Consider the following 21245-nt stretch of genomic DNA (forward strand, 5'->3'; position numbering starts at 1 on the left):
GGGGCCGGGCGTGTGTTACCAATGAGCACTCCCAGAAACGGCCGCACCTCACAGCAGCGGTGTCGGGAGCCCCTCGTACCCAGAGAAAGAGGCAACCGGATATGACAACGTCCGACATCAGGCTCGGCCGTCGCGTCCTCGCGATCACCGGTGGCGTCGCCGCCACCGCCCTCGTCCTCGCCGGCTGCGCGTCCGGAGGCGGCGACGCCGCCGACGACGCGCTGAACGGCATCAGCGTCGGCACCACCGACGTCATCACCTCGCTCGACCCGGCCGGCTCGTACGACAACGGCTCGTTCGCCGTGCAGAACCAGGTCTTCGGCTTCCTGATGAACTCGCCGTACGGCAGCCCCGACGTCGAGCCCGACCTCGCGGCCTCCGCCGAGTTCACCGACCCGACGACCTACACGGTCACCCTCAAGGACGGCCTGACCTTCGCGAACGGCAACGCGCTCACCTCGAGCGACGTCAAGTTCACGTTCGACCGCCAGCTCGCCATCGCCGACGACAACGGCCCCTCGTCGCTGCTCGCGAACCTCGACAGCACCGACGCGCCCGACGACACGACCGTCGTCTTCCACCTCAAGGGCGCCGACCAGACCTGGCCGCAGATCCTCTCGAGCCCCGCCGGCCCCATCGTCGACGAGGACGTCTTCTCGGCCACGAGCCTGACCGCCCCGGCCGACATCGTCTCGGGCGACGCCTTCTCGGGCCAGTACTCGATCACCGACTACAAGGAGAACGAGGCGATCCAGTACGAGGCCAACGACTCGTACGACGGCGTCCTCGGCGCTCCGAAGGCCTCCTCGATCACGGCCACGTACTACACCAAGGAGACCGACCTCAAGCTCGCCGTGCAGGAGGGCGACGTCGACGTCGCCAACCGCAGCCTCAGCCCGACCGACCTCGCCGACCTTGCGAAGGACGACTCGCTGACGGTGCACAACGGCCCCGGCGGCGAGATCCGCTACATGGTGTTCAACCTGAACACCCAGCCCTTCGGCGCCACGCAGCCCGACGCCGACCCGGCCAAGGCCCTGGCCGTCCGCCAGGCCGTCGCCGACAGTGTCGACCGCGCTGCCCTCGCCAAGGACGTCTACAACGACACCTACACGCCCCTCTACTCGGTCGTCCCCGACGGCCTGACCGGCGCGACCGAGCCCCTCAAGGAGCTCTACGGCGACGGTGAGGGCGGAGCCGACGTGGCGAAGGCCACCGAGGCCCTCTCGGCCGCCGGTGTCTCGACGCCCGTGTCGATCGACCTGCAGTACAGCCCCGACCACTACGGCGCCTCGAGCGACGAGGAGTACGCGCTGATCAAGACGCAGCTCGAGGCCACCGGCCTCTTCACCGTCAACCTGCAGTCGACCCTCTGGGACACCTACTCGAGCGAGCGCCGCGAGGACGCCTACCCCGTGTACCAGCTGGGCTGGTTCCCCGACTTCTCGGACGCCGACAACTACCTGTCGCCGTTCTTCGTGAAGGACAACTTCGTCGGCAACCACTACGACGACGCCGAGGTGCAGGGCCTGCTCACGCAGGAGATCGCCGAGTCCGACGAGACCGCCCGCACGGCGCTCATCGGCCAGATCCAGGACGCGGTCGCCGCCGACCTGCCGACGCTGCCGCTGCTCCAGGGCACGCAGGTCGTCGTCTCGGCCTCCGACATCCAGGGAGTCGACGACACGCTGGACGCGTCGTTCAAGTTCCGCTACGGCGCCCTGAGCCGCTGACGGCCGCACCGCTGACCCGCCCCGAGCGGGTCGGCACCGACCGAGACACCGCGTGACGCGGAGGGGGTGTCCCGCCCACGGGCGGGACGCCCCCTTCCCGCGTCCGCTCCGCACCACCACGAAAGGCACAGTGACGTGACAGTGCTCACCGGGAGCGCCACAGCTCCCGCGACGCCCCCGACGACCACCGAGAAGAGGCGGAAGTCCGCCGGCGGCGGCCTCGGCCGCTACCTCGTGGTCAGGGCCCTCCTGATCATCCCGACCGTCTTCATCCTGGTCACCCTGGTCTTCTTCCTGATGCGGGTCGTCGGGAACCCGATCACCGCCTCCGTCGGGGGCCGCCTCACCGAGGCGCAGCTGCAGGAGCGTCTGCACGCCGCGGGCTACGACCGGCCGATCATCGTCCAGTACCTCGAGTACCTGGGCCAGATCGTCCGCCTCGACTTCGGCACGACCGCGACCGACAACCGCCAGATCAGCGAGGTCATCGTCACGTACGGCGCGGCCACGGTCGAGCTCGTCTTCTACGCCCTGATCGTCGCCCTCGTCATCGGCATCCCGCTCGGCATGCTCGCCGCCTACGTGCGCGACCGCTGGCCGGACGCCGTGCTGCGCATCCTCGCGATCCTCGCCTACGCGACCCCCGTCTTCTTCGCGGGCCTGCTGCTCAAGCTCGTCTTCTCGGTCTGGCTGGGCTGGCTGCCGCTCAGCGGCCGCGCCGACACGAGGGTGGGCATCGCCCTGGGGCGGATCGAGAACCCCACCGGCATCTACATCATCGACGCCCTGCGCATCGGCAACGCCACCATCACGACGAACGTGCTGAGCCACGCCGTGCTGCCCGCCCTGACCCTCGGCCTCCTCACGGCCGGCATCTTCCTGCGCCTGGTGCGCACGAACGTCATCGGCACCCTCGGCTCCGAGTACGTCGACGCCGCCCGCTCGCGCGGGGTCTCGGAGTTCCGCCTCGTCCGCAAGCACGCGCTGAAGCCCGCCCTCATCCCGATCATCACCGTCATGGGCCTGCAGATCGCCATGCTGCTCGGCGGCTCGGTGCTGACCGAGACGACCTTCGGCTGGCGCGGCCTCGGCTTCGAGCTGCAGCAGTACCTGTCGGCGCGCGACTTCGTCGCCGTGCAGGGCATCGTGGCCGTGCTGGCGGTGATCGTCGCCGTGACCAACTTCGTCGTCGACGTGATCGCGGCTCTCATCGACCCGCGAGTGAGGTACTGACATGTCCACCGTCCCCACCGCCGTCCTCGCCGACCGCCGCGAGCCGCTCTGGAAGCGCCTCCCGGTCGTCTCGCACCTCCGCCGCTCGGTCGGGCTCCAGCGCGGCATGCTCGTCGCGGGCCTCGTGCTCTGCGTCGTCTTCATCGTCCTGGCCCTCTTCGCCCCCCTCATCGCGCCCTACGGCTTCGGCCAGCTGAGCGACGCCGACGGCAACTTCGCCCGTCAGGCCGCCCCCTCCGCCATGCACCTCTGGGGCACGACGGTGGGCGGCTACGACGTCTTCAGCCGGGTCGTCTGGGGCACCCGGACGGCGATCGCCGTGATCGTCGTCGCCGTGGTCCTCTCGATCACGATCGGCGTCGTGCTCGGCCTCGTCTCGGGCTACCTCGGCGGCTGGCTCGACCGCGTGCTCGTGGTCGTCGCCGACGCCGTCTACGCCTTCCCGTCGCTGCTGCTCGCCATCGTCATCTCGATCGTCATCAGCGGGGGGCAGTCGAGCCTGTGGGGCGGCATCCTCTCCGCCGGCATCTCGATCACGGTGGTCTACGTGCCGCAGTACTTCCGCGTGGTCCGCGCCGAGGCCGTCCGCCTCAAGGCCGAGGCCTTCGTCGAGTCGGCCAAGGTCGTCGGCAGCAGCACCCCGCGCATCATGTTCCGGCACGTGCTGCGGAACGCCACGCGGAGCCTGCCGCTCATCCTCACCCTGAACGCCTCCGAGGCGATCCTCACCCTGGCCGCCCTCGGGTTCCTCGGCTTCGGCATCGGCCCGACCTCGGCCGCGGAGTGGGGCTACGACCTCAACCGGGCGCTCAGCGACACGGCGAGCGGCATCTGGTGGACGGGCGTGTTCCCGGGCTCGGCGATCGTGCTGATGGTGCTCGGCATCACCCTCGTGGGCGAGAGCCTCAACGACCTGGCCGACCCGCGCCTCCGGACGCGTCGTCGTGCGGGGCGCAAGAAGACGACGGCCGCGGCGCAGGCCCCGGCCGAGACGACGGAGGTCCCCGCATGAGCGACGACACCAGCACCACGGCCGGCGGCACGACGAGCGCGGGAGGCGCGGTGGCGGTCCGCCACGCCGCGCACGACCTGCCCCGCGACCAGCGCGACGTCGCGGTCGGCATCACCGACCTGCGCGTCACGTTCGCGACCGACGGCGGCGACGTGCCGGCCGTCCAGGGCGTGACCCTCGACGTCCGCGCCGGCGAGGTCCTCGCGATCGTGGGGGAGTCGGGGAGCGGCAAATCCGTGACGGCCAAGACGATCCTGGGGCTGCTGCCCGAGACCGCGACCGCGAGCGGCGCCGTGGTGCTGAGCGGGAGCGACGTGCTCTCGGTCGGCGCCGGCAAGGTGCGGGAGCTGCGCGGCACCGAGGTGGCCATGGTCTTCCAGGAGCCCTCGACCGCGCTCAACCCCGTCTACACGGTGGGCTGGCAGATCGCCGAGGGCATCCGCGCCCACGGCAAGGTCAGCCGGAAGGACGCGAAGGCCCGCGCCGTCGACATCCTGCGCCGCGTGGGCATCCCTGACCCGGAGACGCGGGTCGACCACTACCCCCACCAGTTCTCGGGCGGGCAGAAGCAGCGCGTCGTCATCGCGATGGCGCTCGTGCTGAACCCGTCCGTCATCGTCGCCGACGAGCCGACCACCGCCCTCGACGTGACGGTGCAGGCCGAGATCCTCGACCTGCTGCGCGACCTGCGCGACGAGTTCGGCACGGCCATCGTGCTGATCACCCACAACATGGGCGTCGTCGCCGACCTGGCCGACCGTGTCGCAGTGATGTACCTCGGCCGCGTCGTCGAGCAGGCGTCCGCCACGGACCTCTTCGCCGCGCCGCAGGACGACTACACGAAGCGCCTGCTGGCGTCCGTGCCCAAGCTGGAGGCGCGGGGCGCGCAGGTGCAGGCGGCGGAGGCCGACCGCGAGGTCGTCGTGCGCGCCACGGGGCTCGAGATCGAGTACCCGGGCCGCTTCGGCCGCAGCGGCTTCCGTGCCGTCAAGGGCGTTGACTTCTCCATCGCTAAGGGAGAGGTGCTGGGCCTCGTCGGCGAGAGCGGCTCGGGCAAGACGACCATCGGCCGGGCCATCGCCGGGCTGACCAAGGTCACCGGCGGGTCGCTCGAGGTGCTGGGCGTCGAGATGAACGGCGTGCACGAGCGGGACTTCAAGCCCCGCCGCGCCGACATCGGCTTCGTCTTCCAGGACCCGGCCTCCAGCTTCAACCCCCTGTTGACGATCGCCGAGTGCGTCGCCGAGCCCCTGGTGGTGCACGGTCGTGCCCCGCACGCCCGTGCGGCGCGGAAGCGCGTCGACGAGCTGCTCGAGGCCGTGCAGCTGCCCCGGGCCTTCGGCGACCGGTACCCGCACGAGCTCAGCGGCGGCCAGCGTCAGCGTGCGAGCCTGGCCCGGTCGCTCGCCCTCGAGCCGACCCTGCTGATCGCCGACGAGCCGACCAGCGCGCTTGACGTGTCGGTCCAGGCGCGGGTGCTCGAGCTGTTCCGCGAGCTGCAGTCCGACCTCGGGTTCGCCGCCCTGTTCATCAGCCACGACCTCGCCGTCGTCAACATGCTCGCCGACCGCATCGGCGTGCTCTACCACGGCGACATGGTCGAGATGGGGCCGAACGACCAGGTGCTCGGCGCCCCCGAGCACCTGTACACGCAGCGGCTGCTGGCCTCGCTGCCCGTGCCCGACCCGGCCGAGCAGGCGGCGAGGCGGCAGCACCTCGCCGAGCTCGACCGCGTGGCGGCCGAGGGCGCGGCCTGACCGTGGCGGGGCTCGACCTCGACCTGTCGCGACCGGTCGCGACCGACGACCTCTCGCTCGAGTACCCGGCGCGCGCCGGCAGCCCCGCCCTGCGCGCGGTCGACGGCGTCACGCTCTCGGTGGCGCCCGGTGAGATCATCGCCGTGCTGGGCGAGAGCGGGTCGGGCAAGTCGACCCTGGCCCTCGCCCTGGCGGGCCTCGTCGGCCGCGGCCGGGCGCCCGAGGGGCGGCCCCGCATCGTCGGCGGCGCCGCCCGCGTCTTCGGCCAGGACCTCCTGCGGGCGTCGCAGCGTCGTCGCGACCGGCTCACGGCCGTGGTCGGCTACCTCGCGCAGGACGACGGCGAGGCGCTCAGCCCCGACCTCACCGTGGGGGAGGCCATCGCCGAGCCGATCTACCTCCGCGACAAGCGGTTCGACCGACGGGAGGCCGGTCGTCTGACGTCGACGCTCGTCGACGCGGTGCACCTGCCGCTCAGCGTCATGCTCAAGCAGACGTGGGAGCTCAGCTCGGGCCAGCGGCAGCGCGTGGCGCTCGCCCGGTCGCTCGTGCTCGAGCCGAGCCTGCTCGTCGCCGACGAGCCCGCCCGCGGGGTCGACGTGCTGGTGCGGCAGGCCGTGCTCGACGTGATCAAGAACCTGCACGAGGACCGCCAGTTCTCGGCCGTCGTCGTCACCTCGTCGGTGGCCGAGGCGCGCGCCGTGACCGACCGGGTCGCGGTGATGCGCGGGGGCCGTCTCGTGGGTCACGGCCAGATCGACGAGGTGCTGCGTGACGGGGTCGACCCGTACGTGAAGGTGCTCGCGCGGACGTCGCCGATCGACGTCATCCGACGGGGGTCGAGCGGCGCGGTCGGCTCGGCCGGCCCGCTCGGCGAGGCCGACGGCGATGCCGGGCAGATCGCCGGGGGAGACCTGCGATGACCGGGGGCGCTGACGTTCCGGTCGCCCGCGGGCACCGCTCCACCGACGTGGTCGCCGCCCTGCCCGCCGACCGCCGACCCCGCCCGGGCGCCGTCACCGTCGCGCCGCGGGAGTCCCCGGTCTTCGTGGCCGCGGTCGAGGAGGCCGGGGGCACGCTCGTCCCGCTCGGCCCCGACACGCGCGGCCTGATCTGGCTGTCGTACCGTGACGTCGCCGGCCTCGACGCGGCACTCGCCGCCCATCCCGGCATCGAGTGGGTCCAGCTGCCCTGGGCCGGCGTCGACGCCTTCTCCGACGTGCTGGCCCGGCACGCCGACGCCCCCCGGCCCCTCTGGACGAGCGCGAAGGGCGCGTACTCCGAGCCGGTCGCCGAGCACGCCCTGATGCTCGTCCTCTCGCTGCTCCGGGTCGTGCCCTCGCGCGTCCAGGCCACCTCGTGGCAGACCGAGCAGCGCGGCGTCTCGCTGTACGGCCGACGGGTCGTCGTCGTGGGCGCCGGAGGGATCGCGCGCGAGCTGCTGCGGCTGCTCGCGCCCTTCGAGTGCCGCGTGACGATGGTCCGCCGGTCGGCCGAGCCCGTGGCGGGCGCCGAGCGCACGGTCACCGTCGAGCAGCTCGACGAGGTGCTCCCCGACGCGGACGTCGTCGTGCTCGCGGCGGCCTCGACCGCCGAGACGGCGCGCCTCGTCGACGCCCGGCGGCTCGCGCTGCTCCCTCCGCGGGCCGTCCTGGTCAACGTCGCGCGCGGTGACCTCGTCGACACGGAGGCGCTGGTCGCCGCCTTGGACGACGAGCGTCTCTGGGGCGCCGGCCTCGACGTGACGTCGCCCGAGCCCCTGCCCGACGGGCACCCGCTCTGGGGGCACCCCCGGGCGATCGTGACGCCGCACCAGGCCGACACCCCCGAGATGACGGCGCCGCTGCTCGCGGGCCGCATCCGCCACAACGTGCGCGCCCTGGCCGGCGACGGCGACTTCGCGGGGGTCGTCGACCCGCGCGCCGGCTACTGAGGTCCGGTCCCACGGCCGCCCGCGGGCGGTGGGGGCAGGGGCCGCGGCGCGACGCGCCCGGCGCGCGCCCGGTGTTCATCCGGAGGTCAGATGTGCGCTACAGTTGGACCCGCTGTTGAGAACTCAGGTTCGCAGCAGTTGCCATTCCTCGATAGCTCAATTGGCAGAGCAGCCGGCTGTTAACCGGCAGGTTCTTGGTTCGAGTCCAAGTCGGGGAGCGAAGGCCCAGCGGCTCCACCCGCTGGGCCTTTTCACGTTCCTGGGGGAGTGTCGAGGCTCGTGGCCCCTCCGGCCTGGCTGGTGCGGCGGGCCTGCGGAAGCCAGCCCGCGACTCCCCGGGGTCAGCACCGCGTCGCGGGCCGGCCCCGGCGTGCCGTCGTCTGAGGACGACGCCGATCAGTCGTCGAGGTGGTCGACGCCCGGCAGCCAGGTCTTGCCGGGCACGCCCCAGCTCGCGCGCTTCACGGCCTTGACGGCCGCCTTGTGGAACGGGTGCTCGAGACGGTCGGCGTAGAGCACGCCGTCGAGGTGGTCGTACTCGTGCTGGAAGATGCGGGCGAGCCAGCCGACCGCCTCGATCTCGAACGGCCGCCCGTCGAGGTCGGTGGCCCGGAGCAGCACGCTGTCGGCGCGGCGCAGCGGGAAGCGCTCGCCCGGGATCGACAGGCAGCCCTCCGACTCGCCCTCGTCGTCGAGCGGCTCGATCGTCAGCGGGCTCTGCCACAGGGTCGGGTTGATCGCGACGCCGCGCTGGTCGCCGCCGTCGTCGTCGATCCACGACCAGACGAAGAGGCGCAGGCCCACGCCCACCTGCGGGCCGGCGAGGCCGACCCCGGGAGCGGCGTCCATGGTCTCGAACATGTCGGCGACGAGCGTGCGCAGCTCGTCGTCGATGTCGAGCACCTCGGAGGCGCGGTGGTGGAGGACGGGATCACCCGTGATCGAGATGGGACGTACGGCCATTCGTCCAGACTATCGACGACACGCCCGCTACCGTGGTCGCGTGAGCGCTGACCTCGGGGACCTGACCGCCCAGGTCTCGCTGACCCCGTACCAGGCGCTCGGCATCCCGCTCGCCCTCGTCGGCGCCGTCTTCCTGTCCATCGGCGCGCAGCTGCAGAGCCGGGGCGTCGCGAAGGTCGAGCACCGGCTCGGCGCGGCGCACAGCGGAATGTCGGTGCGCCAGGTGCTCGCCCTGCTCGGGCGGCCCTCGTGGGTGATGGGAACGGCCATGCTGGGCCTCGCCATCGTCTTCCAGCTCACCAGCCTGAAGATCGCGCCCCTCCTCGTCGTGCAGCCGCTCGGCGCCGTCGCGCTCGTCGTCACGGCCCTCGTCAACGCCAGGGTGACGGGGCGTCGGCTGACCGGCAGGGTCAAGCGCTCGATCGCGATCTGCGTGGGCGGCATCGGGCTGTTCGCGACCGTCGCCGCCTTCACCGCCACGGAGAGCGCGATCACGACCCCGCAGCTCGTCACGGTGCTGGTGCTGCTGCTCGTCGTGGGGGCCCTGCTCGGTGGGGCGTTCGTGCTCCTGCGCCGTCGCCGCAGCGCGCTGTTCTACATCATCGGGGCCGGGGTGCTCTACGGCTTCGTGGCGACGCTCGCCAAGGTCGTCCTGAACAGGATCACGGCGGGGGAGTTCGACTGGCTCAGCGTGGTCTGCCTCGTGATGCTCCTCGCCGCCGGGGCCCTGGGCGGGTACTTCGTGCAGAACGCCTACTCGTCGGGCTCGCCCGACCTCGTCATCGCCGGCCTCACGGTGGTCGACCCGATCATCGCCGTCACGATCGGCATCGTCGTGCTGGGGGAGGCCGCGACCGCGCCCGCCGTCGCCGTCGTGCTCTTCCTGCTCGCCGGCGCGGTCGCCGTCTACGGCGTGTTCCAGCTGGCCAAATACCAGCCCGTGAAGAAGACCTGAGCTAGCGTGGCCACGCCGCGACGGGAGCGGGCCGCTCACCGGACGCGCGCCTCCTCGGCACGACCCGCGCCTCCTCGGCCTGACCCGCGCCTCACCCGACCACCGTTCGACCTGACCACCGAGCCTCACGAAGGACGCCCGAGACGTGACCGACGCCCCCGATCCCGCCGCGCCGACCCGCCCGGAGGCCGACTCCGACGCCCGCCTCACCGTGCTGATCGCCGCCGACACCTTCCCGCCCGACGTGAACGGCGCCGCCAACTTCGCCGAGCGCCTCGCCGTCGGGCTCGCCGACCGTGGCCACGACGTGCACGTGCTGGCCCCGGCGGCCACGCGTCGCCACGGCACGTTCCTCGAGCAGCACGCCGGCACGACCCTGACCGTCCACCGCCTGTACTCCACGCGCTGGCCGCTGCACGACTGGCTGCGCTTCGCGACCCCGTGGCGGGCGCAGCGCAACGCCGAGCGCGTCATCGCGCAGGTGAAGCCCGACGTCGTGCACATCCAGTCGCACATCGTCGTCGGGCGCGCGGTCGTCCGCGTCGCGAACCGCCTCGGCATCCGCGCCGTCGCGACGAACCACTTCATGCCCGAGAACCTCCTCGAGCACACCGGGCTGCCCCAGGGGCTCCGGGCCACCGCCGTCGCGCTGGCGTGGAAGGACGCGAGCTCGACGTTCCGCCGCGTCGAGGCGATCACGACGCCGACCCAGGCCGCCGCGGACTTCCTCGAGCAGGCCGTCGACGTGCACGGGGTGCTCGCCGTCTCGTGCGGCATCGACGCGGCCGACTACACCGCCAGGACCGACCGCCCGGCCGAGAACCGCATCGTGTTCGTCGGCCGGGTCACCGCCGAGAAGCAGATCGACGTGCTGCTGCGGGCCGTGACGCAGCTCGACCCCGCCCTCGGCGCCACGCTGACGATCGTCGGCGGGGGCGACCTCATGAAGCAGCTGCAGCAGCTGACCGTCGACCTGGGCCTCTCCGACCGGGTGACGTTCGCGGGGTACCTCTCCGACCACGACCTGCGGCAGACGCTCACCGACGCCACGGTGTTCGCGATGCCCTCGATCGCCGAGCTGCAGAGCATCGCCAGCCTCGAGGCGATGGCGTCCGGCCTGCCGATCGTCGTCGCCGACGCGATGGCGCTGCCGCACCTCGTGACGGAGGGCGTCAACGGGCACCTCTTCCGGCCCGGCGACAGCCGGGACCTCGCGGCGAAGCTGACCCGGGTGCTGACCCTCCCCGACGACGAGTACCTCGCGATGCGGCGGGCCAGCCTGCGGGTCATCCAGGGGCACGACATCCAGCGCACGCTGAGCGTGTTCGAGGGGCTGTATCGTGGTCAGCCGGTGGCACCCACCACCGAGGTCGACCCGGCCTGACCCGCCTCGGCGGCCCGACGGGTCGGCGGGGGGCGGTAGCTCAGCCGGTTAGAGCAGTCGACTCATAATCGATCGGTCACGGGTTCAAGTCCCGTCCGCCCTACTGGTGTCGATGCGGTGCGTCGTCGTGCGCCGCGTCTCGCTCCTCGCGTCTCGCGCCTCGCGCTGAGGTGCCTGTGGCACGATGTGCGCATGTTCACGAGGCGACCGCGCGACCTGCAGTCCGACGACGACGGCCCCGCGGCCGGCCCGGCCCGCATGGGCATCGGGGCGCAGGTGTACGTGCTCGACTCCGACGAGGACGCCGCGTCGCCCTTCCCCTACGGCCCCACCGGCGTGGTGCTCCGGGCCGGTGGCTCGGCCTGGCAGGGAGTCTCCGCCATCGGCGGGTCCGCCCGCACCTGGTGGGTCGAGTTCGACTCGCCGCAGATCGACCGTGACGGCGACGGTCCCGTCGAGCGTGCCCAGGTCGCCGAGCGCTTCCTCCGCCTCGCGCCCCCGCTGGCCTGACCCGCTCCTCCTTCTCCTCGTCCTGCTCGGGCGCCCCGTCCGCGCCGGAGGGCGGCGTCCTTCCCTCCACGACCTCCGGGCCCCCGACCGGACCCCTCGTGCGCGACCCTCCTCGTCCGCGACCCTCCTCGTCCGAGCGCCCGCCTCCCGTCTCGTCTGCCGCCCTCCGGCCTGTCGGCAACTCCTGCTCCGTGCCCCGGAGCGGCCCCGTCGGCCGGAACGGGCGTGCCCGAGCAGGAGTTGCCCACACACCTGAGCCGATCGAGTGGGCCCCGGTGCGTCGGGTGCGCGACGGGGCACGCCTCCGTCCACCGCGACTCCTCGCTGGTCTCGGGATCGCCGCGCTCGGTCGGCAACTCCTGCGCTGTGGTGCGCGGAGCGGGTGGAGTCGCGGTGTCGGACGCAGGGAGCAGGAGTTGCCGACAGGGCGGGCCGTGGAGGGCGTGCCCGGCGATGACGAGGTGGCCGGACACGGCTGGCGCGGGGGCTCGTCCGTGGGTGCTCTGGGGCCCCTCGTGCTCGGTCGGCAACTCCTGACTCGTGGTGCGCGGAGCGGGGGAGTCGCGGTGTCGGAGGCAGGGAGCAGGAGTTGCCGACACGAGGGGTGGGAGCGGGGAGCGGGAGTTGCCGACGGGGGGCGCCGAGCGCGGGGCGGGAGCCGGCGACGCGGTCGAGAGAGAGGACCCGTGGGACGGGAATGCCGCGGGGGAGGCGCGCGTTCGGACAACTACATGCAAACGCATGCAGTTGAGCTAGGGTGGACACCATGCAGCTAGGGATCTTCAGCGTCGGCGACATCACGACCGACCCGACCACGGGGCGGACCCCGACCGAGCACGAGCGCCTCGAGGCGATGGTCACCATCGCCAAGAAGGCCGAGGAGGTCGGCCTCGACGTCTACGCCGCCGGCGAGCACCACAACCCGCCCTTCGTGAACTCCAGCCCGACGACCCTCCTGGCCTGGATCGCCGCGCAGACCGAGACGATCACGCTCAGCACCTCGACCACGCTCATCACGACCAACGACCCGGTCAAGATCGCGGAGGACTTCGCGACCCTCCAGCACCTCACGAACGGCCGCGTCGACCTGACCCTCGGCCGCGGCAACACCGGCCCGGTCTACCCCTGGTTCGGCAAGGACATCCGCCAGGGCATCAACCTCGCGATCGAGAACTACGCGCTGCTGCGCCGGCTCTGGACGGAGGACGTGGTCGACTGGAAGGGGCACTTCCGGACGCCCCTGCAGGGCTTCACCGCGACTCCCCGGCCCCTCGACGGCGTGGCGCCGTTCGTGTGGCACGGCTCCATCCGCAGCCCCGAGATCGCCGAGCAGGCCGCGTACTACGGCGACGGCTTCTTCGCCAACCACATCTTCTGGCCCGCCTCGCACACGAAGCAGATGGTCGAGCTGTACCGCACCCGCTTCGAGCACCACGGCCACGGCCGCGCCGACCAGGCGATCGTGGGCCTCGGCGGCCAGGTCTTCCTGGGGAAGAACTCGCAGGACGCCAAGGCCGCGTTCCGCCCCTACTTCGACCAGGCCCCCGTCTACGGCCACGGGCCGAGCCTCGAGGACTTCACCCGGCAGACGCCCCTCACGGTCGGCAGCCCGCAGGAGGTCATCGACCGCACCCTCGGCTTCCGCGAGTACGTCGGCGACTACCAGCGTCAGCTGTTCCTGATGGACCACGCCGGGCTGCCGCTGAAGACCGTGCTCGAGCAGCTCGACATCCTCGGCGAGGAGGTCGTCCCGGTGCTGCGCGCCGAGTTCGACGCTCGGCGCGCCCCCGGCGTGCCCGACGCGCCGACCCACGCCTCGCGGGTGGCCGCGGCCGACGCCGCCGCGCTCGACGCGCAGGCGCTCCGCGAGGCCGACCCCGTCGCCACCGCGCGCTGAGCGCCGGCCGGAGCCCCGGCACGCACCAGCACCAGCACCAGCACCAGCACCAGCACCACAGACAGGAGCACCACCCCGTGAGCACCAAGACCGTCGTCGTCGTCAGCGCCGGGCTCAGCCAGCCCTCCTCCACGCGGCTGCTCGCCGACCGCCTCGCCGAGGCGACCGCCCGCGAGCTGCTCGCCGGCGGGACGCCCGCGCGCGTCGAGGTCGTCGAGCTGCGCGACCTGGCGCACGAGATCACCGACGCCCTGCTCACGGGGTTCGCTCCGGAGGCGCTGGCCGCGGCCCTGGAGCAGGTCGCGCGGGCAGACGGCCTGATCGCCGTCACTCCCGTGTTCACCGCGTCGTACAGCGGCCTGTTCAAGTCGTTCTTCGACGTGCTCGACAAGGACGCCCTGAGCGGGACCCCGGTGCTGCTCGGGGCGACCGCGGGCACGGCGCGCCACTCGCTCGTGCTCGACCACGCGCTCCGGCCGCTGTTCTCGTACCTGCGGGCGGTCGTGTCGCCGACGGCCGTCTTCGCCGCGTCGGAGGACTGGGGCGGGGGAGACGAGACGACGACCGGCCTGCCCGAGCGCGTCAGCCGCGCCGCCGGTGAGTTCGCCGCCCTCGTCGCCCGCCACGACACCGAGCGCGACGACCCGTTCGCCGACGTCGTGCCGTTCGCCGAGCAGCTGCGCCGCCTCGGCGGCGACACGACGCCGTAGCCCGCCGCGCCGCGGCACGGCCCTCCGCGCCGCGCCGTGGGGCATGATCGGACGCCCCGCGAGGTTCACCCCGACAGACCCAGGAGGACCCATGGCCGACACCACGCCCCGCACCCCCGACGCTGTGCCTCTCGAGCCCGACTCCGCGTCGGCGGCCGCCGAGCTCGAGCGCTTCCGCGCTCTCCGGCACGCCCACGTCGTCGGCACCCGCGGCCCGCTCGCCCTCGTGAACACGCAGTGGGTCGACTCGCCCCAGCCGATCTGGGGCGTGCCGGGCACGTGGGAGCCGACCCCCGCGGGCGTCTCCGGCCTGCGGGTGACGGCCGCCGCCTCCGACGGGATCGTGGTCGACGGCGACCTCGTCGACGGATCGGTGCTGGTCTCGGGGGACGACGCGATCACCCCGAGCAGCGTGCGGTTCTCCGACACGGTCACCGGCACCGTGGTCGCGAACGACGACCGCACGAGCTGGGCGCTCCGCGTCTGGGACGCCGCGTCGCCCGACATCGGCCGCTTCGGCGAGATCGACGCCTTCCCCCACGACCCGGCCTGGGTCGTCACCGCCGAGTTCGTCCGCAGCGAGGAGGGGGCCCAGGTCGACATCCGCCACCAGGCCGACCTCGAGCTGAGCCGGCCGAAGCCGCTGCCCGGCGTCATCCGCGTCACCCTGGGCGGCGTCGACCACGAGCTCGTCGCGTTCCCGGCCGGGCAGGGCGACCGCCTCCAGCTCGTCTTCTCCGACGGCACGACCGGCGACAGCACCTACTCCGTCGGCCGCTTCCTCTTCCCGACGCCGTCCGACGACGGCACGATCGTGCTCGACTTCAACCGGGCGGTGCTGCCGCCCTGCGCCTTCAGCTACGCGTTCAACTGCCCGGTGCCGCCGCCGCAGAACCGGCTCACGGTCGCGGTCGAGGCGGGCGAGAAGACCGTGCTCGACACGGCCGGGGCCCCGCTGCACGAGTAGCGCGGGGCGCGGCCGGGCGGGCTCCCGTCAGGTGGCAAGATCGACGGGTGTTCATCCTCGTCCGCCGTCTCGACGACGGCGACGTCGAGCTGACCCCGTGGAGCCGCGAGGCCCCGGGCGCCGCGCTCGCCCCCGGCCCCTCCCGCACGGTCGCCGACGGCGAGCTCGCCGAGGTGGTCAGGAGGCGCGAGGCCGACCCCGAGGTCGCGTCGCGGCCCCGCTGGGTCTGGGACGACACCCCGCGGTGGTACCCGCGCCTCCTCGAGGCCGGCGTCCGGGTCGCCCGCTGCGTCGACCTGCGCCTGTGCCACGCCCTGCTGCGGGCCTCGGCCGCCACCGTCGGCTCCGAGCTGCACGGGGCCCCTCGGGGGCCGTGGGACGTGCCCCAGGCGAGCGAGTCCCCGCGCGACGGGCTCTTCGACGTCCTGCCCGAGTCCCTCCCCGACCCCGCGGCCGAGTTCGCCCGCCAGCGCGCGGCGATCGAGGCCGCCGAGGGGCGGGGCAGGCTCGAGCTGCTGACGGCCGCCGAGTCGACGGGGGCCCTGATCGCGGTCGAGATGCGCCACCGCGGCGTGCCCTGGTCGCCCGTCGTGCACCACCGGCTGCTGACCGAGATCCTCGGGCCGCGGCCCGCGCCGGGCGAGCGCCCGAGCCGGATGCGCGCCGACCTCGCCGAGGTGCGCGAGGCGCTCGGGGCGCCCGACCTCAACCCCGACTCGCCCGCCGAGCTCGTCCGGGCGCTGCACGGCGCCGGCGTCATGGCCGCGTCGACGAGCAAGTGGGAGCTCGAGCGGCACGACCACCCCGTCGTCGAGCCCCTGCTGCGGTACAAGAAGAAGCAGCGGCTGCTCGTCGCGAACGGCTGGGCCTGGCTCGACGCGTGGGTGCGCGACGGCCGGTTCCGCCCCGACTACGTGCCGGGCGGCGTCGTGACCGGTCGCTGGGCGACGAGCGGGGGAGGCGCGCTGCAGCTGCCGAGGGCGGTCCGCGGCGCCGTCGTGGCCGACCCGGGCTGGTCGCTCGTCGTGGCCGACGCCTCGCAGCTCGAGCCGCGCATCCTCACCGGCCTCAGCGGAGACCGGGCGATGGCGGCCGCGGGGGAGGGGGACCTCTACGAGGGCATCGTCGCGAGCGGCGCCGTCGCGAGCCGCGCCGAGGCGAAGGTCGCGATGCTCGGCGCCATGTACGGTGCGACCCAGGGCGAGAGCGGGCGCCTCGTGCCCCGGCTGGCACGGAGGTTCCCGCAGGCGATGCAGTTCGTCGAGGACGCGGCGCGGACGGGCGAGGCGGGCGGCGTGGTCAGCACGCTCCTCGGCCGCACCTCGCCCTCGCCGGCCGACGCCGCCGACGAGCTGCCGCCCGAGATGCCCCGCGCCGCGGTCGACCGCGACGCGCGCTCGTGGGGCCGCTTCACGCGCAACTTCGTCGTCCAGGGCACCGCTGCGGAGTGGGCCCTGTGCTGGATGGGCGCGCTGCGCTCCCGGGTGCACGACCGCTGGGGCCACCTCGGCGACGGCGCTCCCCACCTCGTCTTCTTCCTCCACGACGAGGTCGTGCTGCAGGCCCCGCGGGAGGCGGCGGCGGAGGTCGCCGAGATCGTCACCGAGGCCGCGGCGGAGGCCGGGCGCCTCCTCTTCGGGTCGGCGCCGGTGCGGTTCCCGCTCACGGTGGCGGTCGTCGACGACTACTCGCAGGCCAAGTGACGGGCCGGCCCGCGGCGCGCGCCTCGTCCGCCCACGCCGACGCGCCCGGGCGCACAGCTGTTACACGGTTGTGATGCACGGGCGGCATCTGCGATGATCTCCCCAGCGGGCTCGCCCGCGCACAACTGAACACGCACGAGAGCAACGATCGCAGCCGCGCTGCACCGTTCGAGAGGTCGATGGGGAAGTCGCACCTGACCGAATGGAGGAATCGTGGCTGCTGCAATGGCTCGGGGAGTGCTCTACGTGCATTCATCCCCTCGTGCACTGTGCCCACACGTGGAGTGGGCAGTCGGTCGTGCCCTCGGGCACGCCGTCAACTTCGCGTGGGTCGACCAGCCCGTGCTGAAGGGCTCCCAGCGCACCGAGTTCTCCTGGCAGGGAGACGAGGGCGCGGGTGCCCGAATCGCCTCTGCCCTCCGGGGCTGGGAGCACCTCCGCTACGAGGTGACCGAGGACCCGGGCGCCGAGAACGACGGCGGGCGGTGGATGCACTCGCCCGACCTCGGCGTGTTCTTCGCCCAGACCGACACCGCGGGCAACACGGTCGTCCCCGAGGACCGCATCCGGTACGCCATGGACATCGCGGGCTCCAACGCCCTCGAGCTGCACCGCGAGCTCCGGCTCGCGCTCGGGCAGGCGTGGGACGACGAGCTCGAGCCGTTCCGCCACAGCGGCGAGGGCAACCCCGTCGTGTGGCTGCACAAGGTGGGCTGACCGCTCAGCCGACCCGCGCCTCCCGGGTCACGTGACGAAGGCCGGCACCCTCGCGGGTGCCGGCCTTCGTCGTGCTCGCTACGACGCGTCGGGGCGCGTCGCGCCGGTCAGACCGAGCGGAACGCGATGACCGCGTTGTGGCCGCCGAAGCCGAACGAGTTGCTGATCGCGACGATCTGGCCGTCGGGGAGGCGACGCGGCTCGCCGAGCACGACGTCGAGGTCGATCTCGTCGTCCATCTGCGTGACGTTGATCGTCGGGGGAGCGATCTTCTCCTGCAGCGCCTTGACGGTGAAGACCGCCTCGATCGCGCCGGCCCCGCCGAGCAGGTGACCGGTCGCGGCCTTCGTGGCCGACACGACGAGCTTCGAGGTGTGGTCGCCGAAGACGCGCTTGATGGCGCGGTACTCGGCGATGTCGCCCACCGGCGTGCTCGTGGCGTGGGCGTTGACGTGCACGACCTGCTCACGCTCGACGCCGGCGGCCTCGAGCGTGGCGACGACGGCACGCGCCGCGCCGGAGCCCTCGGGGTCGGGCGCGGTGATGTGGTACGAGTCGCTGGTCACGTCGCCGCCGATCAGCTCGGCGTAGATCTTCGCGCCGCGGGCGAGCGCGTGCTCCTCGGTCTCGAGGACGAGCGCCGCGCCTCCCTCGCCCAGGACGAAGCCGTCGCGGGTGACGTCGTAGGGGCGCGAGGCGGTCGCCGGGTCGTCGTTGCGCTTCGACAGGGCCTGCATGGCCGCGAACGACGCGAGCGGCATGGGGTGGATCGCCGCCTCGGAGCCGCCGGCGATGATGATGTCGGCGAGGCCCTGCTGGAGGTGCGAGTACGCGTTGGCGATGGACTCGGTGCTGGAGGCGCAGGCCGACACGACGGTGCGGGCGCCGGCACGGGCGCCGAGGCCCATGGAGATGGCCGCGGCGGGGCCGTTGGGCATGAGCATCGGGACGGTCATGGGCAGGACCCGGCGGGGGCCCTTCTCCCGGAGGGTGTCCCAGGCGTCGAGGAGGGTCCAGACGCCGCCGATGCCGGTGGCCCAGTCGACGCCGAAGCGCTCGGGGACGACCTCGGGGGAGCCCGCGTCGGCCCAGGCCTCGCGCGCGGCCGTGAGCGCGAACTGGCTGGAGGGGTCGAGCCGCTTCGTCTCGCGGCGGTCGAGCACGTCGGCCGAGGGCGTCCGCGCCTGGCCGGCGATGGTGACGGGCAGCTCGTACTTGGCGACCCAGTCCTGCTCGAGGGTCGTGATGCCGGACTGGCCGGCGAGGAGGTTGGCCCAGCTGTCGACGGCGGTGCCGCCGAGGGGCGAGGTCGCACCGATGCCGGTGACGACGATCTTCTTGGTCATGACGGTTCTCCCTGGAGTGGCGCTGTCGCCCGGCCGTGCAGGGGCGCGACGGAGAGCGGCGGAACGGGTGCGCCCGGCCGGCCCCTGGGGGCCGGGCCGGGCCGCGACGTCGTTAGTCCTGCGCCTTGGTGATGAAGGTGACGGCGTCGCCGACGGTCTTGAGGTTCTTGACCTCTTCGTCGGGGATCTTCACGTCGAACTTCTCTTCTGCGTTGACGACGATCGTCATCATCGAGATGGAGTCGATGTCCAGGTCGTCGGTGAACGACTTGTCCATCTCGACGGTGTCGGTCGCGATGCCCGTCTCGTCGTTGACGAGCTCGGCCAGGCCGGCGAGGACTTCTTCGGTGGACAGTGCCATGGTGTTGTTCTCCTTGAGGGGGTGTCGTGGTGACCGAGGTAGAGCCTATACAGGCGGGGGCGAGGGGGAGGCGCGGCGCGCTACGGCAGGACGACGACCTGGGCGCCGAACACGAGGCCCGCGCCGAAGCCGATCTGCAGCGACAGGCCGCCGCTGAGCTCGGGGTTCTCCTCGAGCAGGCGGTGCGTCGCGAGCGGGATGCTGGCGGCCGAGGTGTTTCCGGTGGTCGCGATGTCGCGGCCGATCACGACGGTGTCGGGCAGCCCGAGCTGCTTCGCGAACTCGTCGATGATGCGCATGTTGGCCTGGTGCGGCACGAAGGCGGCGAGCTGGTCACTCGTGACGCCGGCTCGTTCGAGGGCGAGCTTCGCGACCTTGACCATCTCCCAGACGGCCCAGCGGAACACCGTGGGGCCCTCCTGGCGGAGCGTCGGCCAGGCGACCTCGCCGGCGCCCTCGCGGTACTCCTGCATGGTCGACGTCATGCCGATCGCGTCCCACTTGCTGCCGTCGGAGCCCCAGACCGTCGGTGAGATGCCGACCGTGTCGCTCGGGCCGACGATCGCCGCGCCCGCGCCGTCGGCGAGGAGGAACGAGATGGTGCGGTCGGTCGGGTCGATGATGTCGCTGAGCTTCTCGGCGCCGACGACGAGCACGTGCTCGGCGAGGCCGCTGCGCACGAACGAGTCGGCCTGGGCGATGCCGTAGGCGTAGCCGGCGCAGGCGGCGCTGATGTCGTACGCCGCGGCGGGGTTCGCGCCGATGCGCTCGGCGAGCAGGGTGGCGACGGAGGGCGTCGCCACGCCGCCGCTGACGGTCGAGACGAGCACGACCCCGATCTGGTCGGGGCGGATGCCGGCGCGCTCGATCGCCTGGCGGGCGGCCGTCTCGGCGAGGTCGACGACGTGGACGTCCTTCGAGGCGCGGACCCGGGTGATCACGCCGGTGCGCTGCTGGATCCACTCGTCGGAGGAGTTGATCGGCTCGATGATGTCGGCGTTGGGCACGACGTTCTCGCCGCGGGCGGCGCCGAGCGAGAGGATGCGCGTGTACGCCGCACCGGTGGTCTGGTTCATCTGGGGGGTGGTCATGCTGCTCCCTCGAGGAGGTCGACGGCGGCCTGGAGGTCGTCGGGGGTCTTGACGGCGACGCTGGGGACGCCGCGGAGGGCACGCTTGGCGAGCCCGGTGAGGGCGCCGGCCGGGGCGAGCTCGACGATGCCGGTCACGCCCTCCGCCGCGAACGACTCCATCGTGGCGTCCCAGCGGACAGGTGAGGCCACTTGGCCCACCAGCAGGTCGACGAAGCGCGGGCCCGAGGTGACGACGGTGCCGTCGTGGTTGGTCCAGAGGCGGAGCGTCGGGTCGGCGGGCGTCACCGAGGAGGCGGCGGTGCGGAGGGCCTCGACGGCCGGCTCCATGAAGCGCGTGTGGAACGCGCCGGCCACCTGCAGCGGGACGACCCGGGCCTTGGCGGGGGGCTGCTCGGCGAGGGCCGCGAGGCCGGCGAGCTCACCGGCGACGACGATCTGTCCGCCGCCGTTGTAGTTGGCGGGCGACAGGCCCAGCTCGGCGAGGCGGGCGGTGAGCTCGTCGGCGTCGCCGCCGAGCACGGCACTCATGCCGGTCTCGACCTGGGCCGCGGCGGCGGCCATGGCGCGCCCGCGCTCGGCGACGAGGCGGACGGCCTCCTCGTCGGTGAGGACGCCGCTGACCGCTGCGGCCGTGAACTCGCCCACGGAGTGGCCGGCGACGCCGCCGACACGACCGCGGTCGACCCGGGCGAAGAGGGCGTGCGCCGTGAGCAGGCCGGCGGCGACGATGAGCGGCTGAGCCACCGCGGTGTCGCGGATGGTGTCGGCGTCGGAGGTCGTGCCGTGCGCGACCAGGTCGAGGCCGGAGGCGGTGCTCAGCGTCTCGAGGAGGCCGCGGCTCTCCGGGTCGGCGAGCCAGGGGGCGAGGAAGCCGGGGGACTGGGAGCCCTGCCCGGGCGCTACGACAACGATCACTGCTCCATCATGCCCTCGACACCGTGGGCCGTGGTGTAGCAACTCGACCAAAGATC

At 73.0% G+C, this 21245-nt stretch carries 19 protein-coding genes and 2 tRNA genes; 16 read left to right on the plus strand and 5 right to left on the minus strand.

The window, feature by feature from the left end:
* Positions 1-101: 101 nt before the first annotated feature.
* The 7 genes from ASF82_RS05195 (at position 102) to ASF82_RS05225 (ending at position 7886) form a co-directional block, all read left to right on the plus strand.
* On the plus strand, positions 102-1733 hold the full coding sequence (locus tag ASF82_RS05195) for an ABC transporter substrate-binding protein (protein ID WP_056054273.1): 1632 nt from the start codon (positions 102-104) through the stop codon (positions 1731-1733).
* Between the two features lie 141 nt (positions 1734-1874).
* Positions 1875-2966 carry an ABC transporter permease gene (locus ASF82_RS05200; protein WP_156369972.1) on the plus strand — a complete coding sequence of 364 codons (1092 nt, stop codon included), beginning with the start codon at positions 1875-1877 and terminating at the stop codon, positions 2964-2966.
* Position 2967: 1 nt separating this feature from the next.
* A complete protein-coding gene (locus ASF82_RS05205; RefSeq protein ID WP_056054279.1) occupies positions 2968-3978 on the plus strand; it encodes an ABC transporter permease in 1011 nt (336 codons plus the stop codon).
* Positions 3975-5735, plus strand: a complete 1761-nt coding sequence (locus ASF82_RS05210) for an ABC transporter ATP-binding protein (protein ID WP_082514332.1) — start codon at positions 3975-3977, stop codon at positions 5733-5735. Before ASF82_RS05205 ends, ASF82_RS05210 begins: the two co-directional genes overlap by 4 nt.
* 2 nt (positions 5736-5737) lie before the next feature.
* On the plus strand, positions 5738-6658 hold the full coding sequence (locus tag ASF82_RS05215; protein WP_255354145.1) for an ATP-binding cassette domain-containing protein: 921 nt from the start codon (positions 5738-5740) through the stop codon (positions 6656-6658).
* A complete protein-coding gene (locus ASF82_RS05220) occupies positions 6655-7668 on the plus strand; it encodes a D-isomer specific 2-hydroxyacid dehydrogenase family protein (RefSeq protein WP_056054282.1) in 1014 nt (337 codons plus the stop codon). Before ASF82_RS05215 ends, ASF82_RS05220 begins: the two co-directional genes overlap by 4 nt.
* Positions 7669-7813: 145 nt before the next feature.
* Positions 7814-7886 (plus strand) — tRNA-Asn (locus ASF82_RS05225).
* 178 nt (positions 7887-8064) lie between these two features.
* Here the strand turns inward: ASF82_RS05225 and def are convergent.
* Positions 8065-8631, minus strand: a complete 567-nt coding sequence (def, locus tag ASF82_RS05230; RefSeq protein ID WP_056054287.1) for a peptide deformylase — start codon at positions 8629-8631, stop codon at positions 8065-8067.
* Between the two features lie 40 nt (positions 8632-8671).
* Here def and ASF82_RS05235 point away from each other — a divergent pair, with 40 nt between their 5' ends.
* The 9 genes from ASF82_RS05235 to ASF82_RS05275 all read left to right on the plus strand — a co-directional run bounded on the left by ASF82_RS05235 (position 8672) and on the right by ASF82_RS05275 (position 17474).
* Positions 8672-9586: a DMT family transporter gene (locus ASF82_RS05235; RefSeq protein ID WP_056054290.1), complete on the plus strand. Its 915-nt coding sequence runs from the start codon at positions 8672-8674 to the stop codon at positions 9584-9586.
* Positions 9587-9731: 145 nt separating this feature from the next.
* Positions 9732-10970, plus strand: a complete 1239-nt coding sequence (locus ASF82_RS05240) for a glycosyltransferase (RefSeq protein ID WP_056054294.1) — start codon at positions 9732-9734, stop codon at positions 10968-10970.
* A 29-nt stretch (positions 10971-10999) separates the two neighbouring features.
* Positions 11000-11073, plus strand: a tRNA-Ile gene (locus tag ASF82_RS05245).
* 89 nt (positions 11074-11162) lie between these two features.
* Positions 11163-11480, plus strand: coding sequence for a hypothetical protein (locus ASF82_RS05250; RefSeq protein ID WP_056054298.1), 318 nt, complete (start codon positions 11163-11165; stop codon positions 11478-11480).
* A 766-nt stretch (positions 11481-12246) separates the two neighbouring features.
* Entirely contained in the window at positions 12247-13377 is a 1131-nt protein-coding gene (locus ASF82_RS05255; protein ID WP_056055849.1) for an LLM class flavin-dependent oxidoreductase, read from the plus strand.
* Positions 13378-13454: 77 nt separating this feature from the next.
* Positions 13455-14087 carry an FMN reductase gene (locus ASF82_RS05260; RefSeq protein WP_056054301.1) on the plus strand — a complete coding sequence of 211 codons (633 nt, stop codon included), beginning with the start codon at positions 13455-13457 and terminating at the stop codon, positions 14085-14087.
* A gap of 91 nt (positions 14088-14178) precedes the next feature.
* A complete protein-coding gene (locus tag ASF82_RS05265) occupies positions 14179-15054 on the plus strand; it encodes a DUF1684 domain-containing protein (RefSeq protein WP_082514333.1) in 876 nt (291 codons plus the stop codon).
* Positions 15055-15101: 47 nt separating this feature from the next.
* Positions 15102-16757 carry a bifunctional 3'-5' exonuclease/DNA polymerase gene (locus ASF82_RS05270; RefSeq protein WP_056054304.1) on the plus strand — a complete coding sequence of 552 codons (1656 nt, stop codon included), beginning with the start codon at positions 15102-15104 and terminating at the stop codon, positions 16755-16757.
* Between the two features lie 225 nt (positions 16758-16982).
* Positions 16983-17474 carry a DUF3145 domain-containing protein gene (locus tag ASF82_RS05275; RefSeq protein ID WP_056054307.1) on the plus strand — a complete coding sequence of 164 codons (492 nt, stop codon included), beginning with the start codon at positions 16983-16985 and terminating at the stop codon, positions 17472-17474.
* Between the two features lie 107 nt (positions 17475-17581).
* On the opposite strand, the gene fabF is transcribed toward ASF82_RS05275, so the two are convergent.
* The 4 genes from fabF to ASF82_RS05295 form a co-directional block, all read right to left on the minus strand.
* Complete coding sequence (gene fabF / locus ASF82_RS05280; protein WP_056054310.1) at positions 17582-18820, minus strand: beta-ketoacyl-ACP synthase II; 1239 nt, start codon at positions 18818-18820, stop codon at positions 17582-17584.
* Positions 18821-18932: 112 nt separating this feature from the next.
* Complete coding sequence (locus tag ASF82_RS05285) at positions 18933-19181, minus strand: acyl carrier protein (protein ID WP_056054313.1); 249 nt, start codon at positions 19179-19181, stop codon at positions 18933-18935.
* A gap of 80 nt (positions 19182-19261) precedes the next feature.
* Positions 19262-20272, minus strand: a complete 1011-nt coding sequence (locus tag ASF82_RS05290) for a beta-ketoacyl-ACP synthase III (protein ID WP_056054315.1) — start codon at positions 20270-20272, stop codon at positions 19262-19264.
* Positions 20269-21189, minus strand: a complete 921-nt coding sequence (locus ASF82_RS05295) for an ACP S-malonyltransferase (RefSeq protein WP_056054318.1) — start codon at positions 21187-21189, stop codon at positions 20269-20271. Before ASF82_RS05295 ends, ASF82_RS05290 begins: the two co-directional genes overlap by 4 nt.
* Positions 21190-21245: the final 56 nt, after the last annotated feature.

It is taken from the genome of Frigoribacterium sp. Leaf164 (assembly GCF_001423665.1).
GTDB classification, from domain to species: domain Bacteria; phylum Actinomycetota; class Actinomycetes; order Actinomycetales; family Microbacteriaceae; genus Frigoribacterium; species Frigoribacterium endophyticum.

What these genes read in the sequence shown, in the direction of transcription:
- ASF82_RS05205 (WP_056054279.1), top strand. Translation starts at nt 2,968, where the DNA reads ATGTCCACCGTCCCCACCGCCGTCCTCGCCGACCGCCGCGAGCCGCTC.
- ASF82_RS05290 (WP_056054315.1), bottom strand. Translation starts at nt 20,272, where the DNA reads ATGACCACCCCCCAGATGAACCAGACCACCGGTGCGGCGTACACGCGC.
- ASF82_RS05195 (WP_056054273.1), top strand. Translation starts at nt 102, where the DNA reads ATGACAACGTCCGACATCAGGCTCGGCCGTCGCGTCCTCGCGATCACC.
- ASF82_RS05250 (WP_056054298.1), top strand. Translation starts at nt 11,163, where the DNA reads ATGTTCACGAGGCGACCGCGCGACCTGCAGTCCGACGACGACGGCCCC.
- ASF82_RS05220 (WP_056054282.1), top strand. Translation starts at nt 6,655, where the DNA reads ATGACCGGGGGCGCTGACGTTCCGGTCGCCCGCGGGCACCGCTCCACC.
- ASF82_RS05285 (WP_056054313.1), bottom strand. Translation starts at nt 19,181, where the DNA reads ATGGCACTGTCCACCGAAGAAGTCCTCGCCGGCCTGGCCGAGCTCGTC.
- def (WP_056054287.1), bottom strand. Translation starts at nt 8,631, where the DNA reads ATGGCCGTACGTCCCATCTCGATCACGGGTGATCCCGTCCTCCACCAC.
- fabF (WP_056054310.1), bottom strand. Translation starts at nt 18,820, where the DNA reads ATGACCAAGAAGATCGTCGTCACCGGCATCGGTGCGACCTCGCCCCTC.
- ASF82_RS05275 (WP_056054307.1), top strand. Translation starts at nt 16,983, where the DNA reads ATGGCTCGGGGAGTGCTCTACGTGCATTCATCCCCTCGTGCACTGTGC.
- ASF82_RS05210 (WP_082514332.1), top strand. Translation starts at nt 3,975, where the DNA reads ATGAGCGACGACACCAGCACCACGGCCGGCGGCACGACGAGCGCGGGA.
- ASF82_RS05265 (WP_082514333.1), top strand. Translation starts at nt 14,179, where the DNA reads ATGGCCGACACCACGCCCCGCACCCCCGACGCTGTGCCTCTCGAGCCC.
- ASF82_RS05255 (WP_056055849.1), top strand. Translation starts at nt 12,247, where the DNA reads ATGCAGCTAGGGATCTTCAGCGTCGGCGACATCACGACCGACCCGACC.